Origin of the sequence: Micromonospora sp. NPDC000207 (assembly GCF_040300925.1) — a bacterium.
Lineage (GTDB): Bacteria > Actinomycetota > Actinomycetes > Mycobacteriales > Micromonosporaceae > Micromonospora.
The window spans coordinates 36,596-59,485 of the sequence record NZ_JBEPEQ010000002.1 but is presented as its reverse complement, the minus strand read 5'-3'; the positions used below and the strand labels follow the sequence as shown (position 1 = coordinate 59,485).

20 protein-coding genes and 1 pseudogene are annotated in these 22,890 nt (G+C 73.5%); 9 read left to right on the top strand and 12 right to left on the bottom strand.

The annotated features are described in order from the left end of the window. Positions 1-12 precede the first annotated feature (12 nt). Positions 13-375, bottom strand: a complete 363-nt coding sequence (locus ABT336_RS01220; RefSeq protein ID WP_350894449.1) for an STAS domain-containing protein — start codon at positions 373-375, stop codon at positions 13-15. A gap of 778 nt (positions 376-1,153) precedes the next feature. Here ABT336_RS01220 and ABT336_RS01215 point away from each other — a divergent pair. Next, positions 1,154-1,561, top strand: coding sequence for a hypothetical protein (locus tag ABT336_RS01215; protein ID WP_350894448.1), 408 nt, complete (start codon positions 1,154-1,156; stop codon positions 1,559-1,561). Positions 1,562-1,670: 109 nt separating this feature from the next. Here the strand turns inward: ABT336_RS01215 and ABT336_RS01210 are convergent, their stop codons facing one another. Then, positions 1,671-2,747 (bottom strand): TetR/AcrR family transcriptional regulator, encoded by a 1,077-nt coding sequence (locus tag ABT336_RS01210; protein ID WP_350894447.1) that lies wholly within the window; start codon positions 2,745-2,747, stop codon positions 1,671-1,673. A gap of 114 nt (positions 2,748-2,861) precedes the next feature. Between ABT336_RS01210 and ABT336_RS01205 the strand changes: the two genes are divergently transcribed. Beyond that, positions 2,862-4,055 (top strand): cytochrome P450 family protein, encoded by a 1,194-nt coding sequence (locus ABT336_RS01205; protein ID WP_350894446.1) that lies wholly within the window; start codon positions 2,862-2,864, stop codon positions 4,053-4,055. A gap of 16 nt (positions 4,056-4,071) precedes the next feature. Here the strand turns inward: ABT336_RS01205 and ABT336_RS01200 are convergent, their stop codons facing one another. Beyond that, a complete protein-coding gene (locus ABT336_RS01200; protein ID WP_350894521.1) occupies positions 4,072-5,781 on the bottom strand; it encodes a hypothetical protein in 1,710 nt (569 codons plus the stop codon). A gap of 167 nt (positions 5,782-5,948) precedes the next feature. On the opposite strand from ABT336_RS01200, the gene ABT336_RS01195 reads away from it, so the two are divergent. Beyond that, the gene (locus ABT336_RS01195) at positions 5,949-6,497 is read left to right on the top strand and encodes a DsbA family protein (protein ID WP_350894445.1); all 549 of its coding nucleotides are present in this window, start codon (positions 5,949-5,951) and stop codon (positions 6,495-6,497) included. A gap of 60 nt (positions 6,498-6,557) precedes the next feature. Here the strand turns inward: ABT336_RS01195 and ABT336_RS01190 are convergent, their stop codons facing one another. Beyond that, positions 6,558-9,263 (bottom strand): winged helix-turn-helix domain-containing protein, encoded by a 2,706-nt coding sequence (locus ABT336_RS01190; protein WP_350894444.1) that lies wholly within the window; start codon positions 9,261-9,263, stop codon positions 6,558-6,560. 184 nt (positions 9,264-9,447) lie between these two features. Between ABT336_RS01190 and ABT336_RS01185 the strand changes: the two genes are divergently transcribed. After that, complete coding sequence (locus tag ABT336_RS01185; protein WP_350894443.1) at positions 9,448-9,900, top strand: hypothetical protein; 453 nt, start codon at positions 9,448-9,450, stop codon at positions 9,898-9,900. After that, positions 9,900-11,054: an alcohol dehydrogenase catalytic domain-containing protein gene (locus tag ABT336_RS01180; RefSeq protein ID WP_350894442.1), complete on the top strand. Its 1,155-nt coding sequence runs from the start codon at positions 9,900-9,902 to the stop codon at positions 11,052-11,054. Before ABT336_RS01185 ends, ABT336_RS01180 begins: the two co-directional genes overlap by 1 nt. On the opposite strand, the gene ABT336_RS01175 is transcribed toward ABT336_RS01180, so the two are convergent. The 5 genes from ABT336_RS01175 to ABT336_RS01155 all read right to left on the bottom strand — a co-directional run bounded on the left by ABT336_RS01175 (position 11,044) and on the right by ABT336_RS01155 (position 15,385). Next, complete coding sequence (locus ABT336_RS01175; RefSeq protein WP_350894440.1) at positions 11,044-11,718, bottom strand: hypothetical protein; 675 nt, start codon at positions 11,716-11,718, stop codon at positions 11,044-11,046. The two genes, ABT336_RS01180 and ABT336_RS01175, sit on opposite strands and share 11 nt — an antisense overlap. Positions 11,719-11,851: 133 nt before the next feature. After that, a complete protein-coding gene (locus ABT336_RS01170; protein WP_350894439.1) occupies positions 11,852-13,180 on the bottom strand; it encodes a hypothetical protein in 1,329 nt (442 codons plus the stop codon). Further along, complete coding sequence (locus ABT336_RS01165; RefSeq protein ID WP_350894438.1) at positions 13,177-13,992, bottom strand: ATP-binding cassette domain-containing protein; 816 nt, start codon at positions 13,990-13,992, stop codon at positions 13,177-13,179. Before ABT336_RS01165 ends, ABT336_RS01170 begins: the two co-directional genes overlap by 4 nt. Before the next feature lie 17 nt (positions 13,993-14,009). Next, positions 14,010-14,831 (bottom strand): hypothetical protein, encoded by an 822-nt coding sequence (locus ABT336_RS01160; RefSeq protein WP_350894437.1) that lies wholly within the window; start codon positions 14,829-14,831, stop codon positions 14,010-14,012. Beyond that, complete coding sequence (locus tag ABT336_RS01155) at positions 14,828-15,385, bottom strand: RNA polymerase sigma factor (RefSeq protein WP_350894436.1); 558 nt, start codon at positions 15,383-15,385, stop codon at positions 14,828-14,830. Before ABT336_RS01155 ends, ABT336_RS01160 begins: the two co-directional genes overlap by 4 nt. A gap of 113 nt (positions 15,386-15,498) precedes the next feature. On the opposite strand from ABT336_RS01155, the gene ABT336_RS01150 reads away from it, so the two are divergent. Together ABT336_RS01150 and ABT336_RS01145 are read left to right on the top strand one after the other, a co-directional pair. Beyond that, complete coding sequence (locus ABT336_RS01150; RefSeq protein ID WP_350894435.1) at positions 15,499-16,671, top strand: saccharopine dehydrogenase family protein; 1,173 nt, start codon at positions 15,499-15,501, stop codon at positions 16,669-16,671. Between the two features lie 127 nt (positions 16,672-16,798). After that, positions 16,799-16,900 (top strand): annotated as a pseudogene (locus ABT336_RS01145) (MerR family DNA-binding transcriptional regulator); the annotation flags it as partial. Positions 16,901-17,193: 293 nt separating this feature from the next. Here ABT336_RS01145 and ABT336_RS01140 read toward each other — a convergent pair. Next, positions 17,194-17,466 carry a hypothetical protein gene (locus ABT336_RS01140; RefSeq protein ID WP_350894434.1) on the bottom strand — a complete coding sequence of 91 codons (273 nt, stop codon included), beginning with the start codon at positions 17,464-17,466 and terminating at the stop codon, positions 17,194-17,196. Between the two features lie 118 nt (positions 17,467-17,584). Here ABT336_RS01140 and ABT336_RS01135 point away from each other — a divergent pair, with 118 nt between their 5' ends. Next, positions 17,585-17,956 (top strand): hypothetical protein, encoded by a 372-nt coding sequence (locus ABT336_RS01135; protein ID WP_350894433.1) that lies wholly within the window; start codon positions 17,585-17,587, stop codon positions 17,954-17,956. 133 nt (positions 17,957-18,089) lie between these two features. After that, positions 18,090-19,373: a serine--tRNA ligase gene (gene serS, locus ABT336_RS01130; protein ID WP_350894432.1), complete on the top strand. Its 1,284-nt coding sequence runs from the start codon at positions 18,090-18,092 to the stop codon at positions 19,371-19,373. A 211-nt stretch (positions 19,374-19,584) separates the two neighbouring features. Here serS and ABT336_RS01125 read toward each other — a convergent pair whose 3' ends face one another. Continuing rightward, positions 19,585-21,051, bottom strand: coding sequence for an NADH-ubiquinone oxidoreductase-F iron-sulfur binding region domain-containing protein (locus tag ABT336_RS01125; protein ID WP_350894520.1), 1,467 nt, complete (start codon positions 21,049-21,051; stop codon positions 19,585-19,587). Positions 21,052-21,053: 2 nt separating this feature from the next. Next, positions 21,054-22,718, bottom strand: coding sequence for a hypothetical protein (locus ABT336_RS01120; RefSeq protein WP_350894431.1), 1,665 nt, complete (start codon positions 22,716-22,718; stop codon positions 21,054-21,056). Between the last annotated feature and the right edge of the window lie 172 nt (positions 22,719-22,890).

Genomic DNA, 22,890 nt, shown 5'->3' with positions numbered 1-22,890 from the left:
TCGACGGACGGCTCAGGCGCCGGGGAGCACCTCGGGGGTGGCCGAACCGGCGTAGTAGGGCTCGGGGGCACCGAAGAGACCGAGCAGGCCGGTGACCCAGAGCTGCCGGTGCACGAACCGGCTGGGCTCGGTGACCACCAGCTTCACCCCGCTGACCTCGGCGGTCTGGAAACCGGCGACCATGGCGCTGATGCCGACGGAGTCGATGAAGGTGACGAGCCGCATGTTGAGCTCGATCCGGGACGGGCGTCCCTTGGCGAGGACCTCGGCAATGGCCTCGCGCACCTCGTACGCGGTGTCCACGTCGATCTCACCCCGAGGGGCGATCTCGATGACACCACCGGAAAGAACCGACTTCACGATCGACAGGCTCACGCGAGCACCTCCACTCGCCCGTTATCGGGCGCCTCATCAGTACGCGGGCCGCGACCGAGAGTATTCCTCCCACGGCCTCGGTCGCCACCCCTCGGGATGAGCAATTTGCGGATCGGACATGCCAGCTGCCCTTCTCCGCACCTTCTGGTCACCTGTGACGACGATCGGCCATCGGCCGCCCGTCGCCGGACAAGGGTAACGTCCGAGGGCACCCTCGGCCCACACCCTCTGCCACCGGCGCGCCCCGTGCGGCAACGATGCTGGTCAGAGCCTTGCCCCCGACCACCCGAACGCTTCGTCCGGACCTCGTCACCGACCGGGCACCCCAACCGACACCGGTGCGGAATCCTGCGGCTTTTCATCCTGTTTATCGCAGTTCACCCGTCGCGCACAGTCACCTCCACCGCCCGCCCGCAAGCGGTTCCGCCCGGTGGAACACCCGGGGAGGTGTACCGCCCGGCGGACACACCGGGGTCCGGCGGGGCTGGCGCGTCGAGGGCGTCCGCCGGGGGTGGGCCGGGCCGGCGCACCCGGCCCGGCCCCACCGGCATTGATCGGCGTACCTACCATCGGGGGCGGCACCCGACGGCGCCCCGTACGGGGGATCCCACCCGCGTACGCCTTCCCCACACCAGTTGAGGACATCGACGCACGATCGGCGGCCGTCCGGGGGTTTGCCGACCGGTGGGTCTGGGCACAGGCGGGAGTAGCTGAACGTGACAACGCCCGACCGTCGCCGAATCCGAAGTGGCCTTCGGCACCCGAGGAGGAACCCACGATGTTCGGAACCAACCTGCTGGAGCGCCGCAGCAAGCCCGAGCGGATCGCGGACGAGGCCTGGCAGCACCTGACCTCGACGGTGAGCTCCGCCGGGGACAGCGTCCGCGACGCCGCCCGGACCGCCCGCCGAAGCGGCTCCGACCTGACCGGCGACGCCGGTGACCTGGTCGGGACGGCCACCGACGAGGCCCGCAAGCGGGCCGTCGCGGCCTTCGACGCCCTCGCCGGCCGGCGGCCCGCCCTGCCCTGGACCCTGCTGATCGGTGCGGCACTCGTCGGTGCGGCCGTCGGCTGGGCGGCCAGCACCGCGGCTCGGGCGGCGATCGCCCGCGCCGACCGTCCGGTCGACGACATCGAGTTCGTCGACGTGGACCGGCCGAACTCCCCTGTCGGCTTCGACAACTGAACTGCGGCGCCGCCGGGCCCGACCACGGGTCCCCCGGCAGTGCCGTACGCACCACCGACCGGCCCCGACCCGCCGCCACCACGGCCGGTCGGGGCCGGTTCGTCGTCGCTCAGTCCGACACCGACGCTGCGGCGTGCCCGGCCCCGTGCCCGTCGGCACGGGCGACGATGCGGCCCCCCACCACCCGGACGGCGGTCTCGGTCACGTCGCTGACGGCCGGCACCCCGGCCGCCGCCGCCACCTCGCCGGACTCGTCGCACACCACCCGGACCCGGGGCCAGGCATCCGGCGGCACCGCGCGTCGCAGACAGGTGCGCAGGTCGACCAGGGCCAGCCGGGCCAGCGACAGCAGGCCCTTCGGGTCGCCGGTGACCAGGACGGCGGTGACCACGGTGCCCGGCGGGGCCGCCCGGACCGCCTCCTCCACGGCGCTCGCCCGGTGCAGCCCCAGGATGGTGACCACGCCCTCGGCAGCCGGTCGGCCGGAGGTGTCCCGCAGGAGGTCGACGGCGACCGGCGGAGTCCAGGCCAGGTCGACCGGACGGGCCTTCGGCACGTACGGCAGGTGGGGCGGGTCCCAGCTGTCGTCGAGATCCAGTCCGGCCAGGTTGGCGCAGGCGCGCACCACGTCGAACGGGTCGCCGAAACCGGGTGCGGCGGCGGCGAGTCGGCCCGCCCCGTGCAACAGGGTCAGGGCGGTCTCGGCGGTCCGGACCCGCCGTCGGGGCTGGTACGCCGGTCCGTCGAGGGCCTCCACCACCAGCCCGAGCAGGACCGCCGACAGTCGGGTGAGTTCCGCGTACGGCGTTCGGGTGGCCTCGTCGGCGGCGATCTCCGACATCAGGTCACGGCCGAGGCTCACCCCGTCGAGTCGTTCGTCGACGGCGAGCGGAAGTCGGGCCACCCAGGCGCGGGCGAACTCGGCGAGCACCTCGGCGACGGTCCCGGTGCCCGGGGGACGGGGTGGTTCGGGCACCTGCTCGGCGTCGGCGGCGAGGACCGCGAAGTAGAGCGCCCGCTTGCCGGGGAAGTTCGAGTAGACCGCCCCCCGGGTCAGCTCGGCCCGGTCGGCGATGTCGTCGATGCGGGCCTCCCGGAAGCCGCGCTCGGTGAACACCTCCCGGGCCGCCGCCAGCACCCGGGCCCGGTTGAGCTGTTGCAGCTGCGCCCTGGTGAGCCGTGCCATCGCCTGCCTCCTCCGGACGGCTGTTGCCGTCCACCCCGGCTTAAGATACCTTCACCATCCAGATGATGGCATCATCTGTTCTGCGTATCTGAAACAGACCTGGAGGGAAGAGGGATGGACGTTCCGGAGATCGAGTTGACCGACCCGACGGTGCTCGCCGATCCGTTCACGGCGTACCGGCAGGCCCGGGAGCGGTCCCCACTGGCCCGGCTGGTCACCCCCGGCTTCGGCCCGATGTGGGCGGTGACCCGCCACGCCACGGCCCGGACGGTGCTCACCGACCCCCGGTTCGAGCTGCGCAGCGAGAGCTACCTGCGGCCCGCAGTCCCCGACCGGTACCGGCCGTACCTGCGGACCATGGAGATCGACGGGCCGGAACACGGGCGGTTGCGCCGGCTCGTCGCCCCGGCGTTCACCGCGCGCCGGGCTGTCGCGCTGCGCCCCCGGATCGAGACGATCGTGGCGGGATTGCTCGACGAGGTCGCCCACGCCGCCGACGACGGGGTGGGCGACCTCGTCACCCACCTGGCCCGACCCCTGCCGATGGCGGTGATCAGCGAGCTGGTCGGAGTGCCGGCGGCGGACCGGGAGGTGTGGCGGACCTTCGGTGCCGCCGTCGCCGCCGGGGACGGCCCGGGATTCGTCGCCGCCATCCCGGCGATCGTCGACAGCGCCAAGTCGGTGGTCGCCCACCGCCGCGACCACCCCGGCGACGACCTGGTCACCGACCTGATCCGGGTACGCGACGACGACGGGGACCGCCTCACCGAGGTCGAACTGGTCAGCCTGGTCTGGCATCTGGTGCTGGCCGGACAGACCCCGGCGAACCTGCTCGCCAACGCCGTCCACGCCCTGCTGACCCATCCCGGGCAGCTCGCCGCGCTGCGGGCCGACCCCGACCTGCTACCCCGGGCGGTGGAGGAGCTGACCCGGTGGAGTCCGCCCCAGATGCTCACCGTCCCCCGGTTTCCCACCGAGGAGGTGCTGATCGACGGCGTACCGGTGCCGGAGGGCGAACCGGTGGTCGTCTCGATCGTCGCGGTCAACCGGGACCCCCGGGTCTTCCCCGACCCGGACCGGCTGGACCTGACCCGGGTCCCCGACCGGACAGCCCACCTCGGGTACGGACACGGCCCGCACTTCTGTCTGGGCGCGGCCCTGGCCCGGATCCAGATCGAGGTGGCCCTCGCCGCCCTGCTGGACCGCCACCCCGACCTCTCCCCCGCCGACCCGGGGGCCCGACGCGCCCCCGACCCCGGCACCTGGCGGCTGCTCACCCTCCCCGTCCGCCTGACCCGCCCCCGGTGACCGCACGGGGACGGCGTCACTCCAGGTGGTAGACGATCCCGTCGGGCCGGTTCTCCACCCGGACCCCCGGCCCGGTCACCTGCCGACCCGGCACCTCCTGCCACGGGGTGCCGGGAACGTAGTCGGTGAGCACCACCACCGTCCGGATCCCGGCCGCACGCAACTCGGCCACCGCGTCCGGGTAGGGGAAGGCGGTGCTGACCGCCCGGATCCGGTCCTGGCCGGGCGGCACGAACGACGCCCCGCCGTTGACAATGCGGGGGAAGCCGTCCGTCGACCAGAGCATCACGTGGTACTCCCGGGTGCCCTCGCTCGGCAACACCAGGACCGGGCCGGTCACCCCGCGCAGCGCCTGGGGCTGGGGCGGGACCTCCGCGTGCGGGGTCCGGTTCACCCCCTCCACCAGGACCAGGAGCAGCGGTACGACGAGCACCAGCCTCGCCGGCCGCCGCCACCACGGCACCGGTGACGGGTCGGTCTCCCGGACCGTCAACGCCCCGGCCGCCAACACACCGAGCAGCAGCGTCGTCCAGAGCACCAACCGGCCCGGCGTACGCAGGGCGTCCCACCCGGGCAGGTGCTCCACCAGCGTCACGTACCCGGGTCGCCCGTCACCGAAGAGGGTGGTGCCCGACGCCAACGCCACACTCACCAGCACCCCGGCGGCCAACGCCAACCGGTGCCGGACCCGCCAGGCGGACAGGAACAGCCCGGCGGCGGCCAACCCGACCAGGACCACCCCGGGCAGGAGGGTCATCTCCACGGCGAAACCCAACTGGTCACGGGCCGCCGCGTGCCGTTCACCCCACAACCACGACTCGGGCGGGGCGGTGAGGAACCCGCGCAGCGGCGGGGAGAACATCGCGATCTGCTCGACGGTCCGCCGCCCCGACGGGTGCCGCGACACCACCTCGAAGTAGGGGGCCGCCATCAGCAGGACCAGTGCGGTGAACGCGAGCCCGCCGCCCAGGTCGGCCACGAGCAGCCGACGCGGGAACACCGGCCTGCTCCTGCGTCGCCACCAGGTCGACCCGTACCCGACGAGCACGCCGAGGCAGAGCAGCGCCAGGACGTACACGAAGGGCAGACCGATGCCGAAACCGAGGCTCACCTGCCAGGCGGCGACCAACCACCCGGCCACCGCCCACCCCGGTCGGATCCGCTCCGGTCGGTACCCGTCCCGCAGCGACCAGCCGTGCCCCCGGGCCAGCATGGCCAGCGCCAGGGCGATCCCGCCCATGCTGAGCACGTGCAGGTGCCCGGCCTGGGCCAGCTTCCAGGGGGCGTACGCGAACGCCGCCCCGGCCACCGCCGACCCGGCCCTCCCGGCCCCCACCTGTCGGCACAGCGCGTACGCCCCGACGAACGCCAGAGCGTGGGCCAGCACGTAGAGCAGGTTGTACCTGACTACCGCCGCCTCCGGTCCGGAACCGATCATCCCGAACAGGGCGTAACCCAGCAGGGTGTCCGAGTAGGCGTAGGTGTACGGCTCCGGGAAGAACGTGTTCGAGTGCCACAGGTTCCACGGCTGGGTGAGCAGGGCGTGCCCACCCCAGGCGACCTGCCACGCCTGCAACGTCGGATCCCCGGTGTCCTGGGGGATCGTCGACGCCGGATGACGCAGCGTGGGCCAGGTCAGCAGCACCGCCAGGGCCAGCGACCCCAGCACTGCAAGGCTCCACTCGTGCCGGACGAGACGCCCCGTCCGAACCGCCAACGTTCCCATCGTCCACCCTCGTCGTCGGCGTTCGGCGAACCGGTAGCGCAGCCATGATGTCGCATCGATGTCGGTCATGTCACCCCCGTCCCGTCGGTGACGCTCGTACCGGTCGGCGGGACGGGCCATCCCGAGGGGGTGAGATGAGTTCACCCGGACCGGGGAACCCGGTCCGCATGGCCACACCGTTGCAGGTCGAAGCCCGACTGCGGGCACCGGTCACCGCGCAGGACCACGTCCGGGGCCCGCAGGACGCACCCGTCACCCTCGTCGAGTACGGCGACTTCCAGTGCCGGTTCTGTGCCGAGGCGCACCGCAACCTCACCGACGTCCTGGACCAGCGCGCCGAGACGGTACGCCTGATCTTCCGCCACTTCCCCGTCGTCAACGTCCACCCGTACGCCGAGCAGGCCGCGGTGGTGGCCGAGGCCGCCGCCCGGCGGGGCCGGTTCTGGCCGTTGCACGACTGGCTCTTCGAGCACCAGGACCAGCTCGACGCGGTGCACCTGTCCCTCGGGGTGGAGCAGCTCGGCCTGCCCGTCGGCGAGGTGGACGACGAGGTGAGCCGGGAACTGCACGACGACCGGGTACGCCGGGACTTCGTCGGGGGGATCCGCAGCGGGGTCCGCGCCGTACCGGCCCTGTTCGTCAACGGCGCCCCGCACGAGGGCGACTACGACCTGCCCACCCTCCTGTCCGCCGTCGACCACGCCGCCTCGACGTGACAGGAGGGGGCGTCCTCCGGCCGCTCGTACCGAAGGGGCGGGGCGGAACGGACGGGAGCGTCAGAGGAGGTGGAGTTCGCGGGCGCGACGGACGGCCTCGCGTCGGCGGGTGGCGTCGAGCTTGCGGTAGATGTTGCGGACGTGGGTCTTGACGGTGTTCACCGACACGGAGAGCTCACCGGCGATCTCCACGTTGGACAGGATGCTCTGCAGGTAGCGCAGGATCGTCAACTCCCGCTCGGTGAGCGGTTCGGCCAATCCCGGGACCGACGCCGGGACCGCCCCCGACGCCGGGGCGTCGAGGACTCCGAGCAGTTCGGTGACTGTCACCCAGTGGGCGGTTCCGGTGTCGAGGTGGGCGGCGAGGAGGTCCCGTACGCCGGGGATCCCCTGGAGGAACGCCCGCCGGTACCCGTCCGGGGCGACCAGGTCGAGAATCCGCTCCAGGAGCCGCCCGGCCCGCCGGTGGTCGCCGTCGGCGCGGGTCAGGACGGCGTCGAGCAGCCCGGCCTCCAGACGTACCGGCAGCGGCACCAGGTCGGCGTCGGGGGCGTCCCACTCCGGTAGGGCGCGACGGGCGGCCCGCTGGTCCCCGGCGAGGAGTTCGACCCGGGCCAGTGCCACCGACGCGGCCTGAGCCACCGCCGACGCGGCCCGCGTCCCGGGCGGCGCGGGCTGCGGCTCGGCCGCCGGACGGGTGAGGTCGGTGAGGAGGTGGCGGGCGGCGGCCAGGTCACCCCGGGCGGCCAGCAGGTCGGCCTCGGTGGCGCGGAGCAGTTGGGCCAGCTCCCCGGCGGCGGGCAGGTCGGCCGCCACCTCCCGGGCCCCGGTCAACAGCCGGTGGGCGGTGGTGAGATCTCCGGTGGCGCAGAGCAGTGGCACCCGACAGAGGACGACGAGCACACCCGGCACCGGGGTGTCGGTGGCCGGGCCGGCGAGCGCCACCATCGCCGCCGCCTCCTGCGGCAGGTGTCGGTGCAGGGCGACGACGGCCAGGGCGAGATGGGCGTACGCGCAGTCGGTCAGCCCGGTCCACCCCTGGCAGACCGGGAGGTCGAGCAGTTCCCGGGCGGTCTGCTCGGCGGCTGCCAAATCCCCCCGGACCGCCTGGAGCAGGGCGGTCCGACCGGCGCAGACCAGCTCGGTCCGCCCCCACCCGCCCGTCCGGGCCGCCTCGCCGGCCCGATTGTAGTGGTGCAGTGCCCCGGTCAGGTCGCCGTCGGCGAGGTCGAGGAGTCCGAGGGCCACCCCGGCCACGGCCCGGGCTCCGAGCGCCGGACCGCCCCGGACCGGATCGGCAGGATCGGGGGAGGTCGAGGCGAGGAGGCGGTGGGCCAGGGCCCGCGCGGCGGGGCGGTCGTCGGCCTGCCGGGCCAGGGTCAGCTCCAGCGCTGTCACCACCGACGGCTGCCGGGTCGACGTCGACACCTCCCGGGCCGCGTCGGCGGCGATGGTCAACGCCTCGGTGGCTCCGGCGGCGTCACCGGCGCGGACCCGCTCGACGGCGAGGGCGAGGGCGAGCCCCGGGTACCTGTGCAGCGCCTCGGGCGGTGGCGTGACCGGGATCCGGCAGTCGACGTCGTCCCCGTCGTACGGGATCAGTTCCGGCCACTGGTGGGTCACGAGGGTGACCGCCCGTTCCCACTCCCCCGCCGCCAGCGCGTGCCGCAGCGCGTCGGCGGGACGGGCACGGTCGGCGTACCACCCGGCGGCCCGCCGGTGCAGGTCGGTCACCTGGTCGTCACCGACCCGACCCAGTTCGGCGCGGAGCAGGTCGGCGAGCATCGGGTGGTACCTGAACCACGGCGGCGTGCCCTGGTCGTGGTGGAGAAACCCACCGTCGCGGGCCAGCGTGGCCAGCACCTGGTCGGCGTCGGCCCGGTCGGTCAACGTGACGGCCAGGTCGGCGCGGACCGTGGGGGTGACGGCGCACCGTCGCAACACGTCGCGGTCGCGTGGGTCGAGGCCGTCGAGCAGTTCGGTGCCGAGGTACCCGGCGACGTCCGGGTGGTCGCCGCCGAAGCGCCGTACCCACCGGTCCGGGTCGGACTGCCCCCGCAGCGCCAGCGCGGCGAAGCGCAGCGCTGCGGGCCAGCCGGCGGTCCGGTCCCGGAGCCGGGGGACGGTGGCCGCCGGCAGGTGTACGCCGTGTGCGACGAGGAGGTCGGCGACCTCGTCGTCGGTGAAGGCCAGCAGGTCGGGGCCGAGTTCGGTCAGTTCCCCGGTCAGCCGCAGCCGGTGCAGGGCGGGTGGCAGGGCCTCCCGGGCCCCGATCACCAGCCGTAACCGCCCCTCGGCGTGCCGGACCAGGAACTCCAGACCGGCGGGCACCGACGGGTCGACGACCCGGTGCAGGTCGTCCAGGACCAGCACCACCTGCCGGTCCGCTGCGGCGAGGGCGGCGGCCAGGGCGTCCAGCCGCGCGGGACCCGACAGGTCCACCGGGACGGTCGCTGCGGCGGCCAGGTACGCCCAGAACCGTTCCCCGCCGTCACCGACCTCCACGGAGAGCCAGGCGGGCGCGGTGGCACCGGTCCCTGTCGGGTACGCCGAGACCGGGTGGGCTGCCCGGGCCCAGGAGGCGAGCAGGGTGCTCTTGCCCCAGCCGGCCGGCGCGGTGACCAGGGTGATCGCCGCCCCGGCGCCCCGGTCCAGCTCGTCGAGGAGGCGGGGCCGGATCAGCAGCGGCTCGGGGGGTGGGGGCGGGGACAGCCGGGACGTGAGCAACGGCGGCGTCGTACCGGTGCTCCTGCCGTCGTACGGCATCCGGCCCTCCCCAGGACACGTCGGTGGTGCGGCAGCCGGTTACCCGCGCCGGACGGCTTCACCCCTTCCGGGGGAGCCCCGTTCACCCGTACCCGTCGGAGGGTGGAGGGACCCCGGGCGGCCGGTCCTCGCGGATCGGTTGTCCGGTCTGCGGCCGGCACGACCGGAGGGGCAGGTGGGACGAATGGGACCGAGGAGCCGGGGTGGGTTGATGGTGGTGGCCGCCGCCGTGGCGATGGCGGCCGGTCGGGCGTTGGTAGCGGCCGGTCGGCGGCACGGCCGACGGCGCGCCGGGGCGGCCGGGGCGTACCGGTGGCAGGTGGTGACGGTGGACCGCTCCCCCGCCGAGGTGTTGCCGGGCGGGGTGTGGCCGGAGCCGTTGCGCCGCCTCGACGGGGCGGTGGAGGTGCAGGTCGGACCCGCTCCCGGGGCGCGCGGCACGGAGTTGGCGGCCCGGTTCCGTCCGGGTGGCCCTCCGCTGCCCGGGTTGGCCGCCCACCTCGTCGGCGACGATCCCGAACTGCTGCTCCGTCGGACCTTGTTGCAGGTCAAACAGCTTGCCGAGACCGGTGAGCTGCTGCGCAGCGAGCGGAGCCCGTTCGACAGGCCCGACGGGTCGTCCCCGGGGATGCCCTGATGCGGGCACTGTGTTGGGTCGGTGCCGAGGGGCTGGCGGTACGCCGGGTGCCCGACCCGGAGCTGCGCAACGCCCACGACGTGATCGTCCGGGTACGGCGCAGCGCCACCTGCGGGGCGGACCTGGCGCTGTTGACCGGGGCCGGGCCCCGGCTCGGCGTCGGCGACGTGCTCGGGCACGAGTTCCTCGGTGAGGTGGTCGAGGCCGGCCCGGAGGTACGCCGACACCGGGTCGGCGACCGGGTGGTGGTCTGCTCCACCGTCTCCTGTGGCGGGTGCTGGTACTGCCGTCGGGGGCTCTACTCCTGCTGCGACAACGGCAGCAGCGCCGAGGCGGTGGTCGCCGAACCGCCGTGGGGTGCGCCGACCGGGGGCTGCTACGGCCATCCCCGGTCGACCGGTGGGTTCGCCGGATCACACGCCGAGTACGTCCGGGTGCCCTACGCCGACGTGGGGGCCTTCGCCGTACCCGACGGGGTCGACGACGACCGGGCGGTGTTCGCCTCGGACGCCGCGCCGACCGGTTGGCTCGGCGCGGACCTGGGCGGGGTGGGGCCGGGTGACGTGGTGGCGGTCTGGGGTGCGGGGGCGGTGGGTCAGCTGACAGCGTTGGCGGCGTTCATGCGCGGGGCGGAACGGGTCGTCGTGGTCGACCGGTACGACGACCGGCTCCGGATGGCCGAACACACCGTCGGGGTGGAGACGTTGCACCTCGGACGGACCGACGTCGCGGCGGAGCTGCGGGAACGCAGCGGCGGCCGGGGTCCCGACGTGTGTGTGGAGGCCGCCGGAGAGAGCGGGGCCGGTGCCCGCCCCCTCACCGGCCGTCTCGGTGCCCGGCCCGCGGACACCCTTGCGGTACGCGAGGCGGTGCACGCCTGTCGCAAGGGCGGCACCGTCGCCGTTCTCGGCGCTGCCACCGGGTTCGTCGACGCGTTCCCGCTCGGGGCGGTGCTGCACAAGGGGCTGACCGTACGGGGTGCCCGCCAACACGGGCAGCGTTACATCCCCCGGCTGCTGGAGTTGATGGCCCGCGACGAGGTCCGCACCGAGCACCTGGCCACCCACCGGCTTTCCCTGGAGCAGGGGCCGGTCGGGTACGACCTGTTCCGGACCCGCTCCGACGGCTGCGTACGGGTGGTCTTCATCCCGTAGGAGCGGGCCCGTTGTCGTTGATCCGGAAGTCGCTGACCGGTGGTGCGTCGCCCGACTCCTCCAGGATCAGCCCGTTGCGGGCCGAGTGCCGCAGGTACGCCGAGCTGTTGCTGAACAGGTAGACCTGCTTGCCGTCCCGGGTGACCGGGGCGATGTCGAACTGCTGGTGCCGGTCCTGGGCGTTGCAGGCGGCACCCTCGACGATCAGCGGTCGGCCGTCGCCGGGGTTGCGCGCCACCCAGCACAGCGGGGTGGCGCTGCCCCGGTTGTACGCCTTGACAAGGTACTTGTTGCCCCCGATCGGGGTCGGGGCGAACAGCTGCCGACCCTCGTCGCCGTCGACCTCGGCCAGGCGTCCACCGTCGAGGAGCGACACTCCCCCCTCGAAGGACCCGGTCCGGACGATGGTCCCCCACCGCTTCCCGGTCAGCACCGGCGGGAGGGGCGACGTCGCCGGTGCGGGTGCCGTCGACCCGTCGACGGCCCCGGGTCGGCCGTCCGAGTTCGCGGTGCCTATCTCCCTCTCGCCGACCGAAACTCCCCTCCCCGTCTCCTGCTGGTCGCCCCCAGTTGCGGGGGCGGTCGGGCCACCGGCGGCGCACGCCCCCAGGGCGCCGGTCAGCACCACCAGTCCCGCAGTGCCGAACCATCGTCTCGTCGACATGTCTCATCTCCTCTGTCGGCACCGGGGCCGACCGTCGTGGTGGTCCCAGTCTGGTCGTCGGTGTCTGACCGTCGAGACGTCGGGACCATCCGGGTGGTTGCAGCCATCGTCCTGTTTCCCTGCCCGCGCACCATCAGGCGGCGGTGAGGATCTCGTAGAGGTCGGGCCGGCACTCCAGCGCGGCCTGCCGCAACGCGGCGACCCGGGCGGTCTGCGTCGGCTCCGGCAACCCCCGCAGGGTGGTCAGGGCCGCCTCGGTCAGTTCCCGTCGAGCCGGTGACACGTTGTCGTCCGGGGTCGGGTCCGCACCCCGCAGCCAGAGCCCGGCGGCGGACCGGGCGGCGTCGAGCCGGTCCCAGCCCGGCAGGTCGTCGGCGGCCGGGCCGCAGGCCGTCGTACCTGCCCCGTCGAGGAGCATCGCCTCGATCGTCGTGCCCCCGGTGGCGATCGAGGTGGGTCCGAACATGACGATCTCGACGGGGACGACGTCCGCCGACCGGGCGGCCGTGTCGTTCCGCTCGTCGACCACCTGGACGACGGCGGTCGGGGCGTCCGGAAGCCTACCGAGTCTCCGCAGGGCCTCCCGGGCCGGTCCGACGAGCTCCGGCAACGCCCCCTGGTAGAGCCGGACGACGCAGACCCGGGGCGTGCCGTCGGCGCAGACCAGCGCCGAGGCCTGCGGATCGGGGCGGACCCCCTGACCGTCCGAAGGGACCACCACCAGGGCCACGACCAGGGCGAGGGCGGTCGGCACCCCGGCGAGCCGCCGGACCTGCCGGGTGTCGGCGAGGCTCATCACCAGCCCGGTCACGGCGACGGCACCGAACAGGACCAGTTGTCCCGCCACCGCCCCGGCATCGAGCAGGGAGTACTGGTCGGTCTCGCCGAGATACCCGGGCAGCAGCAACGGGACCGGGCCGGGGCCGACCGCCCGGAGCCCGACGGTGACGGCGACCGCGACGACACCCAGCAGCGGTGCTGTCAGTCGGGACGGGGCCACCTGACCGACGCCGAAGCCGAGCAGTGCCGCCCCGGCCACGGCGACGGTGCCGACCAGGCCCGGCCAGTACCACCCCGGCGGCTGGTAGGAGGCGTTCGACCAGACGCCGGGCAACATCCCGACGCCCATCGCGGCGTACCCACCGGCGAAGCAGCCGACGATCGTCACCAGGCGGGCCGCCAGGCGGGCTGGTTTCGGACGGGGGGTCGCCGCCACCAGGTCGGTCATCCGCGCAGCGGCCTCCCGGCGACCGAACCAGGCCCCGCAGGCCAACGCCAACGGCCAGAGCGCGCCGACGGACGCGTAGTGCGCCAGGACCACACTCATCCACAGTCCACTCCACCGGTCCATGTCGGTGAGCAGGACACCGGCGACGGCGAGGAAGCCGAGCGCCACCCCGACCACCGAGGTACGGCTCAGCTCGACGAGGAGGACCCGGCCGAGCACCTTCACCCTCGTCACTTCGATCCCTCCCGGTCACGGTGGCGACGCAGCAGTGCCGCGTACCCACGTTCGAGGACCCCGCCGCCGACCTCGGGGTCGGCTCCGCCGGTCCCGGCGGCGGTCAACCCGGCCACCGGGCCGTGGAAGGCCACCCGCCCCGCGTCCAGGAGCACCACGTCGGTGCAGGCGGCGGCGACGTCGTCGACCACGTGGGTGGCGACCACCACACAGGTGTCCCGGCCGAGGTCGCGCAGCAGCTCCAGGGCCCGGGCCCGCTGCTCCGGGTCGAGACCGACGGTCGGCTCGTCGAGCAGCAGGAGGGTGGGGTCGCCGACGACGGCCTGGGCCAGGCCGACCCGGCGCAGCATCCCGCCGGAGAGGGACCGCAGGGTGCTCCCGGCCCGCGACGTCAGGTCGACCCGGTCGATGGCCCGCTGCACCGCGTCCGGTACGTCACGCGCGGGCACCTCCCGCAGCCAGGCGACGTACTCGACGAACTCCCTGACGGTGTACCACCGGTAGTGGCCGAACTCCTGCGGAAGGTAGCCCAGCCCCCGGCGAACCTCACGGAGGTCCCCGCCGGAGTCCACCGCCTGGCCGAGCAGTTCCAGGTGTCCGGAAGCCGGTCGGGCGACGGTGGCCAGCGCCCGGATCAGGGTGGTCTTACCGGCCCCGTTCGGGCCGAGCAGCCCGTGCACACCGAACCCGAGCCGCAGGTCGAGACCGTCGACGGCGAACCGGCGACCGGCACGGACCCGCAGTCCACGGGCCTGGACCGGCCAGGCGTACGTCGTCGGTGCCGTCTCCCCGGCACTCACCGTACGGATCATTGACGCTCCTGTCTGGGTCACCGGTAGCTCACCGGGTGGCGGAAGGCGTGTCGGGAGAGGACGAAGGCGATGGTGGCGAGGACTGCGCAGACCGCCCAGACGGGGGTGGTGTCCGGGCCGAGCACCGCCGGGAACCCGTCCCAGACCAGGCTCGGGGCCACCACGGCGGCCACCCATCCGACGGTCGCCAGGACGGCGGCCGGGCCCACCCCGACGTACGCGCCGAGGGTGAGGGTGCCGGTCACCACGACCAGGCTCGGCAGCAGCCACAACGCCGGTGCGGTGCCGACGACCACCCCCGCCACCGCAAGGGGCGGCAGGACGACGAGCAGGACCACCAGCGTCCGGCGCAGCACCATCCCCAACCCGGCCCGGGGAGCGCTGCCCACCAGTTCGTGTGCGGGATCGAGGCGTCGACTCCAGGAGGTCGCCACCCCCAGGACGGGGACCACCGGCGCGACGAGGAGCAGGACCGAGGGCCGCCCCGGATCGACCGGGAGGGTGGCGGCGATCAGGTCCATCGCCATCGCGACGAACGGGACGAGAACGCTCGTCAGCAGCCAGGGCAGGGACGCGGGTGCCGCCCAGCGGGACAGCACCGGCCACCGGCGACGGCGTACCGGCGGCTCGGCGCGGACCACCGGGGCCACCTCCGCCCACACCTGGTCGACGAGTTCGCCGACCGAGGGGGCGTGGTCGACGGCGGCGTCGGCCAGTCGGGCGCGGCACGCGGCGCACCCGTCGAGGTGCACCTCCACCGCCCACAGGGCGTCGGGGGGCAGGTCGACCTCGGTGGCGTACCTGTCGAGCAGGGCCTGTGACGGGTGACCGGCGGTCACGACAACACCTCCCGCAGCAGCAGCCGGGCCCGCCGGGCCCGGGTCTTGACAGTGCCCTCGGGGACCCCGAGCAGCACCGACGTCTGTCGTACGGAGAGCCCGTCGAGCACCATCGCCTGCACCACCTCACGAAGTTCCGGGGCGAGTTCACGGACCGCCCCGGCGACCGGGTCGTCGAGCACCCGCCCGACGACCACGTCCTCGGCCGCCGGGGAGGTCGGCTCGACGGTGACCGGCCGAGGCGACGCCTCCTGTCGGGCCCGAGCCCGAAACCGGTCGACCAGGCGGCGGGCCGCGATGGTCCACAACCATCCGGCGGCGCTGCCCCCACCGGCGCTGCCGCCGTAGGACGCCGCCGACCGCCACACCGCGACGTACGCGTCCTGCATCACCTCGGCGACCACGTCGGGGTCGGCGCACCGGCGGCGCAGCCGGATCACCAGCCACGGCGCGGTACGCCGGTAGAACTCCTCGAACGCGCCCTGGTCCCCCCGGGCGACGCGGCGCAGCAACGCCTCGTCGTCCGGCTCGGTCCCGCCGCTTCTCCCGCCCACTCTCACGCCCTCCCAGACGACGGCCGGGCCCGTCCGGGTTCTCTCTCCGATGTGACCTGGGCCACTTACTGTTCCGGCGAGCGGTGTCCCGGAGTCGGTGACAGACTCGGCGGATGCGCGACGACCGGCCGTACGATCTCGTCCTGTTCGGTGCGACAGGGTTCACCGGAGGACTCACCGCCGAGTATCTCGCCCGGCACGCCCCGGCGGGCCTGCGGTGGGCCCTCGCCGGTCGCAACCCGGAGAAGCTGGCCCGGGTCCGGGACCGACTGACCGACGTCGACCCCGACCTGACCGGTCTGCCGCTGCTCACCGCGGACGTCACCGACGCCGACTCGCTGCGTACCGTCGCGGAGGGCACCCGGGTCCTGGCCACCACCGTCGGTCCCTACGTCCACCACGGCGAGCCGCTGGTGGCCGCCTGCGCCCGGGCCGGGACCGACTACCTGGACATCACCGGGGAACCGGAGTTCGTCGACCTGATGTACCTGCGCCACCACGCCGAGGCCGTCCGCACCGGCGCCCGGCTCGTGCACGCCTGCGGATTCGACTCGGTCCCCCACGACCTGGGGGTCTGGTTCACTGTCACCCACCTTCCCGACGACGTGCCGATCACCGTCGACGGGTACGTCCGCGCCGGTGGCCGGTTCTCCGCCGGCACCTACCACTCGGCGCTGACCGCGTTCTCCCGGACCGGGCCGTCCGCCCGGGTCGCCCGGCTCCGGCGGGCCGCCGAACCACCCCCCACCGACCGGCGGGTCCGAGCCGTACCCGGGAAGGTGGGGCGGTCCACCGAGGCCGGCGGCTGGGTGGTCCCGATGCCCACCATCGACCCGCAGGTGGTCCGCCGGTCGGCGGCGGCCCGCCCCGAGTACGGCCCGGACTTCCGGTACCGGCACTTCGCGGCGGTACGACGGCTGCCCACGGTGCTGGCCGGAGCGGTCGGGCTCGGCGGGGTGATGGCCCTGGTGAAGCTGCCACCCACCCGACGGTGGCTGTTCGGTCGGCTCACCTCCGGGCAGGGGCCCACCCCGCAGCAGCGGGCGAGGTCCTGGTTCACGGTCCGGTTCGTCGGGGCCGGTGGCGGGCGGCGGGTGGTGACCGAGGTGTCCGGCGGTGACCCCGGCTACGACGAGACGGCGAAGATGCTCGCCGAGTCCGCCCTCTGCCTGGCCCTGGACGACCTCCCGACCACCGCCGGTCAGGTCACCCCGGTCACCGCGATGGGCGACGCCCTCCTGCGCCGCCTCACCCGGGCGGGCCTCACCTTCCGTCTCCTGACCTAGGGAAGGGCCCCTCGTCGACGCCTGCGGTGAGGCGGGGCACCCCGCCTCGAATCCCCGTCCCACACCCCCGCACGGGGTGGACCCTCGACCTGGTCGAGGTGGCAGGATCAGCGGCGTGGGAAGCGACCTGCACAGCATCGGCGAGTTCGCCCGTCTCAGCGGACTGAGCGTCAGCGCCCTGCGCTTCTACGACCGGTCGGCGATCCTCGCCCCGGCCCGGGTCGACCCGCCCCCGGCGACCACCACCCGGCTGGCCCTTCGCCCCCGCGACCTGGCCGCCGCCCTCGACGCGGTCCGGTTCGCCGTCGGCACCGACCCCTTGGCGTACGACTTCCCCGACTACCACCTACTGCTGCGTCGTACTGTCGACGGCCCGATCGGCCCCCTGGCCGTCCGCCGCGTCGAGGACCCGGACGTCTTCTCCATCCCCATGCCGATCCGCCTCTGACGCGGGCAGGGAGGCGAGCAGGTCATGCGGAAGAGAAAGAGGACCGCCGAGGACTGGGCGGAGTTCGAGGCCACCTACACATCGCTGCATGCGGCGGGCAGGATTCGCCGGCAGAGTGGTGTGGTCGCCGTCTCGAATGCCCGGACCAGTGCCGAGCAGATGGTCGATCGGAGCCTTCGCAGGTACAACAACCCGGCCGAATCGTCGTACGGTGGACCGGCCGACATGCCCCCCATGCTGCGGGCACTGATGATCGAGAACGGCCACATACCCGCCAGGACCTTCGCCTCCCGCAATCGCACGGGACGGCGGAACTTCATCACGACCGAAGCCATCTCGCTCGCCATGGACGCCACCTGGGCGATGTACGGGAAGGACGTCGGAGGTGCCCGCCCCGTCGAGGTGCCGGGAATCGGCCCGATGGACATCGTGCCGAGGCTGAGGAACTGTCGAAGAGGAAAGCTCGTGAGTGATCTGGAACTGATGAAGATCATTTACTACGGCTGGGACGAGACACATGCTCCGCCGGTGGGCTCCCCCGTCCACTCCCGATACCTCGAACTGAAGAGGACAGCCCCCACGCAGGAACAGGTCCGACAGCTCATCTCGGCCCACGACGACAGTCCTCACCCGCCGCAGGCGGAGGTTCCCGCCGCCACACGTCCACCGTCGCAGGCGGAGGTCGCCGCCGCCGCATCACTGGCCTACGGGCGACCCGGGCCGGGCGTACGGCCACAGCCCACCCTGCCGCCCCTGCAGCCTCGGCTCACCCCGCTGCCGCCGCAACCCCGCCACCAGGACCACGCGACCGGGCCGCAGCACGGGCACCGCCCGTGACCGGGTGCCCCCCGGAGGGCGTACCCCGTGGCGGTCCCTCGCCCGAACCCCGTGGGCTGACCTACCACCCGGGCGGACGGTAGCATCGGGGGGTTATCACCTGGCCGTCCCGGACGGAGGCACACGGAGCAGCATGCTTGACATGGAGTTGATCCGTAAGGATCGCGAGGCGGTCGCGACCGCACTGGCCAAGCGGCTGGATCCGGCCGAGGTCACCCGGGCACTCGACGAGATCGGGCAGCTCGACCGGGACCGGCGCAGCCTGATCACTGAGATCGACGCCGAGCGGCAGCGCCGCAAGGCGGAAGCCCGGGCGTACGCGGCGGCGAAGCGGGCCGGCACCGAGCCGGAGGTCACCGCCCCGGAGGCGGGGCGTCGGCAGGTCGCCGAACTGGAGGCGCAACTCGACGAGGTGCAGTCCCGACTGAACGACCGGATGAGCGAGCTGCCCAACCTGCCGGCCGAGGACGTGGTCCCCGGTGGCAAGGAGGCCAACCGGGTGGTCAAGGTCTTCGGGGCGCCGCCGGTCATCGACAAGGTCCGCGACCACGTGGAGCTGAGCCGGGCGTTGGGCCTGGTCGACTACGAGCGCGGGGTGAAGCTCGGCGGGTCCGGTTTCTGGATGTACACCGGACTTGGTGCCCGGTTGGAGTGGGCGCTGCTCAACTGGTTCGTCGACCAGCACATCGCGGCCGGGTACGAGTTCCTCCTCCCGCCGCACCTGCTGCTCGACTCAGCCGGGTACGCCGCCGGCCAGTTCCCCAAGTTCTACGACGACGTCTACCACCTCTCCGCCGACAGCGCCCCGCGCGGCCAGTTCCTGCTGCCCACCAGCGAGACGGCGATCCTCGGGGCGTACCAGAACGAGATCCTGGAGACGGCGAAGCTGCCGCTGAAGGCGTTCGCGTACACCCCCTGCTACCGCCGGGAGTCGGCCGGGACCCACTCGGACGAGCGCGGCACCGTTCGTGGGCACCAGTTCAACAAGGTGGAGATCTTCCAGTTCACCCTGCCGGAGCAGGCCGACGGGGCGCTGGAGGGGATGCTGGCGCACGCGGAGAGCCTGGTCGAGGGGCTCGGCCTGCACTACCAGCGCAGCCTGCTCTCCGCCGGGGACGCGAGCGCCTCGATGCGCAAGACCCTCGACATCGAGGTGTGGATGCCGAGCACCGGCAAGTACAAGGAGGTCTCCTCGGTCTCCTGGGCCGGTGACTACCAGGCCCGCCGGGCGGGCATCCGGTACCGCGAGCCGGGCGGCAAGCAGACCCGGTTCGTGCACACCCTGAACGGGTCGGCGCTGGCCACCAGCCGCCTGTTCCCGGCGATCCTGGAGCAGTACCAGCAGGCCGACGGCTCCGTGCTGGTCCCGGAGGTGCTCCGCGACCGCCTCGGCACCAACCGCCTAACCCCCCGCTAACCCCCCCACCCCCACCCACCCCACCCCGCTCCCGCCCCCACCCCAGCCCCACCCCCAGCTCTCAGCGGTGATCAAGGGATTTGCGTCAGATCGGTGCCCCTTCCTGACGCAAATCCCTTGATCACCGGGGTAGACGCGACCGGAGGGCGGGGGGAAGGGGCAGGGGGGAGGGGCAGGGGGGGGAGGGGTGGGGGGTGCGGGTGGGTGGGGGTCAGCGGGTGGCGGGGACCAGGCGTAGGGCCAGGGCCGGGCAGACCTTGACGGCCTTCGTCGCCCCCTCCTTCAGCCAGGTCGGCACCGGAGTGGACGGGAAGGCCGGGTAGCCGTTGTGGTCGAGGCGGATGAAGTCCGGCAGGACGTGCGCGCAGAGCCCGTGACCGTCGCACCGGGACCAGTCCAGGGCGAGCTTCTGCGGGTTGCCGTCGGGTGCCCCGGGCAGCCCCATCATCCCCTTGACCCGCTTGCCGCAGCCCTCCCCCGTGGTGTGCAACCGCAGGTCCTCGACGAAGACCTCCATTGCGGAGAGGGCGAACCGGGAGGTGCCGTCGGGGTGGCTGCACGCCCCCCGTCCCTTCACGTCACCGGCGGCGGCCCGGACCACCTCCACCGGCGCGCTGCCGGAGACGGCGAGGTCGACGGCGCGGGCCAGGTCGGGTAGGCCCGCCTTGCACGGCCCGCACTGACCGGCCGACTCGGCGGCCAGGTAGCGGACCACCTGCGCGGCCTCGCCCAGCGGGCAGGTGTCCTTGCCGAGGGGGACGATGATGCCCGCGCCGAGGGTCCCCCCGACGGCGGCCAGCCCCTTGCGGGACACCTCAGCGACCTCGGCCGCCGCCCAGGTGATCCACCGTCCGTGGTAGCCGCCGAGCAGGATGCCCGGCCCTTCGGGCACCTCGCAGAGGTCGAGCACGTCACGGAGCCGGGTCCCGGCGGCACACTCCACCACCGCCTGTCGCTTCGCCGACCCGGTGATGGTCAGCAGCACGGTGCCCGGCTCGTCGTCGGTGCCGAGGGCCGCGTACTCGTACGGGCCGAGCCGGGCGGCGATGGCCACCTGGGCGTACGTCTCGGCGTTGGACAGCAGGGTGGGCAGGTTGTTGACGCCGGAGTCGCTGGAGCGTTTCTTGGTGCCCGACGGGATGTGCGGCAACCCGTTGATCCCGTTGATCAGCGCACCTCCCTCACCGGAGATGAACCGGTGCGGCACCGTGACGATGCTGGTGGGCACCGGCATCGGGCGCTCCTCCAGGGCGAGGGTCAGCGACTCGCGGCCGATGTCGTCGTCGGCCACCCCGATGACGATCTCCTCCGCGTCGAGGGCGTACGCGGCCAGCGCCGCCCCGTCGAGGATCAGGTGCGGGGCCCGGGTGAGCAGCACCTTGTCCTTCCAGGCTGCCGGTTCCCCCTCGGTGGCGTTGACCACGACCACCGGGGCGAGGTCCTGACGTTCGCAGGAGTCGAGGACAGCCCGGAACTTCTTGGCGAACGGGAAGCCCGCCCCGCCCTTGCCCTTGAGTTGGATCGCTTCGAGAAGTTGGAGCAGGTTGGCCGGCTCCATGGGCCCGATCGGCCCGTGCACCTGTTCGTGGGCGCGCAGGTCGAGTCGGCCGAACTCGGCGAATCCGGCGGTGAGCCGGGGTTCCCCGACGCAGGCCACCGGGGGCACCGTCGTACGCATCGTCACTTGGCTTCACCTCGCAGCCCCGCCCAGTAGGCGCCGTCCACGGCGTCCGCGTCGGCACGGCGGCGGCCCTTGGACCGGCTGTCACCGGAGGCCCGCTGCTTGCGACGGGAGGCGAGGTCGACGAGGGTCGGGGTGTCGTCCGTCGGCAGGTCGTCGTCGGGAACGTACCGGCCCGGCGGACGCCAGTAGTCGGGGACCTCCTCCGGCACCTCGTCCTCGACGCTGTGCCGCCCGCTGCCGCTGCGCGGGGCCGACGAGATCGGGTCGCGCGGGGCCGACGAGATCGGGTCGCGCGGGGCCGACGAGATCGGGTCGGCGGAGACCGGGTCGATCTTCTCCCAGCGGCTCGGGCTGTCCCACGGCTCCTCGGGCAGGTCCGCCGCGGGCGGGGCCGAGTACCGCTGCCGGGCCTCGACCCGGGGCCGCGACGACCGGCGGGAGACGGCCTCGCCGTCGTCGGCGGCGCGGCGGCGTCGTGACGGCCGCTCGCTGTCCCGGCGGGCCACCGTGGCGAGGTCGTCCTCGTCGACGCGGCGACGCGGCGAGTCGCCCTCGTCCCGGCGACGGGACGCCGGTTCCAGGTCCTCTTCGGTACGCCGACGACGGCTGCCCCGCTCGTCGGTCACCCTGTCGAAGAGTTCGGTGTCGTCGTCGACCCGCCGACGGGGGCGGTCGTCGTCGCGGCGGACCCGCTCCTCGGTCCGGGCCGCCGGGGCGTACTCTTCGTCGCGGCGACGAACCGATTCGCGCAGGGTGCCGGGCTCGGGCACCACCGGAACGGCGAACCGGTCCGGGTCCTGACGCCGGGCCGTACCACCGGTGGTGGACCAGCTGCCGGTCGTGGTGGTGTCGGACCATCCGGCGGCGCGGTCCCGGCCCTTCCCCCGACCCTTCTTCTCGCCGCTGTCGCCCCTGCGCCCGGTCAGGTTGGCCAGGAGGCCGCGGCCGAGGCCCTCGTCGCCGGCCTTGCCGGTGATGGCCTTGTTGAGGGCGGCGGCCTGACTCTGCTCCCGACTGCGCTGGCCGAGGGTCACCGAGAGCCGGACGATGAGCGCCACCACCACGAACAGGACGCACGCCAGGTAGCTCAGGGTGACCCAGGTGGCGGCCACCCGGCCGGCGTTGAGGCCGTGGAGCAGGGCGAACGGCCAGGCCACGTACGCCCCCGAGTGCAGGGCACGCCAGAGCCACCGGGGTCCGGCCCCGGCGAACCTGACCCGGATGAGGCCGGTCCACAGGACGCTCACCATCAGGAACGAGGCCACCGTGCCGAGGCCGACGTAGAGGCCCCATCCGCCGACGAACGGCACGAAGATGTCGGTGACCCCGGCCCGCCCGATCGCGATCTTGGTAATGACGTGGAAGATCAGGCCGCCCACGCCGATGATGCCGGTCGCCCGGTGGGCGGACTGTAGGAGCACCCGGTGCGGGATCTTCAGCACCAGGCGGTCGGTGGCCAGCAACCCCATCATCACGGTGAGGCTGAGCGCCACCAGGGCGATCACCCCGGAGAAGAACTCGGTGAAGAAGAAGGAGTACGCGTAGACCATCTGACCGAGGCTGGTGAGCATCGCGCCCGCCCAGAGCAGGGCGACCACCGACCCGATCAGCACCATGACGGTGGTCGGCGAAAGGCTTCTGCCTCCTCTGCTGCTGGTCATCGTGCGAACGGTCGTGGCCTTGTCGTTCGTCTTCACCCGGGCCATCGCTCCCCGATCGTCTATCAGCGGCACACCGTCGGCCGACCCTGCTCGCTCCCCCCTCCAGTACGGCCCCTCGCCATCAGCGGATCACCGGAGCCGAAAAAATCTTGACCCATCCATCGAACCGGAT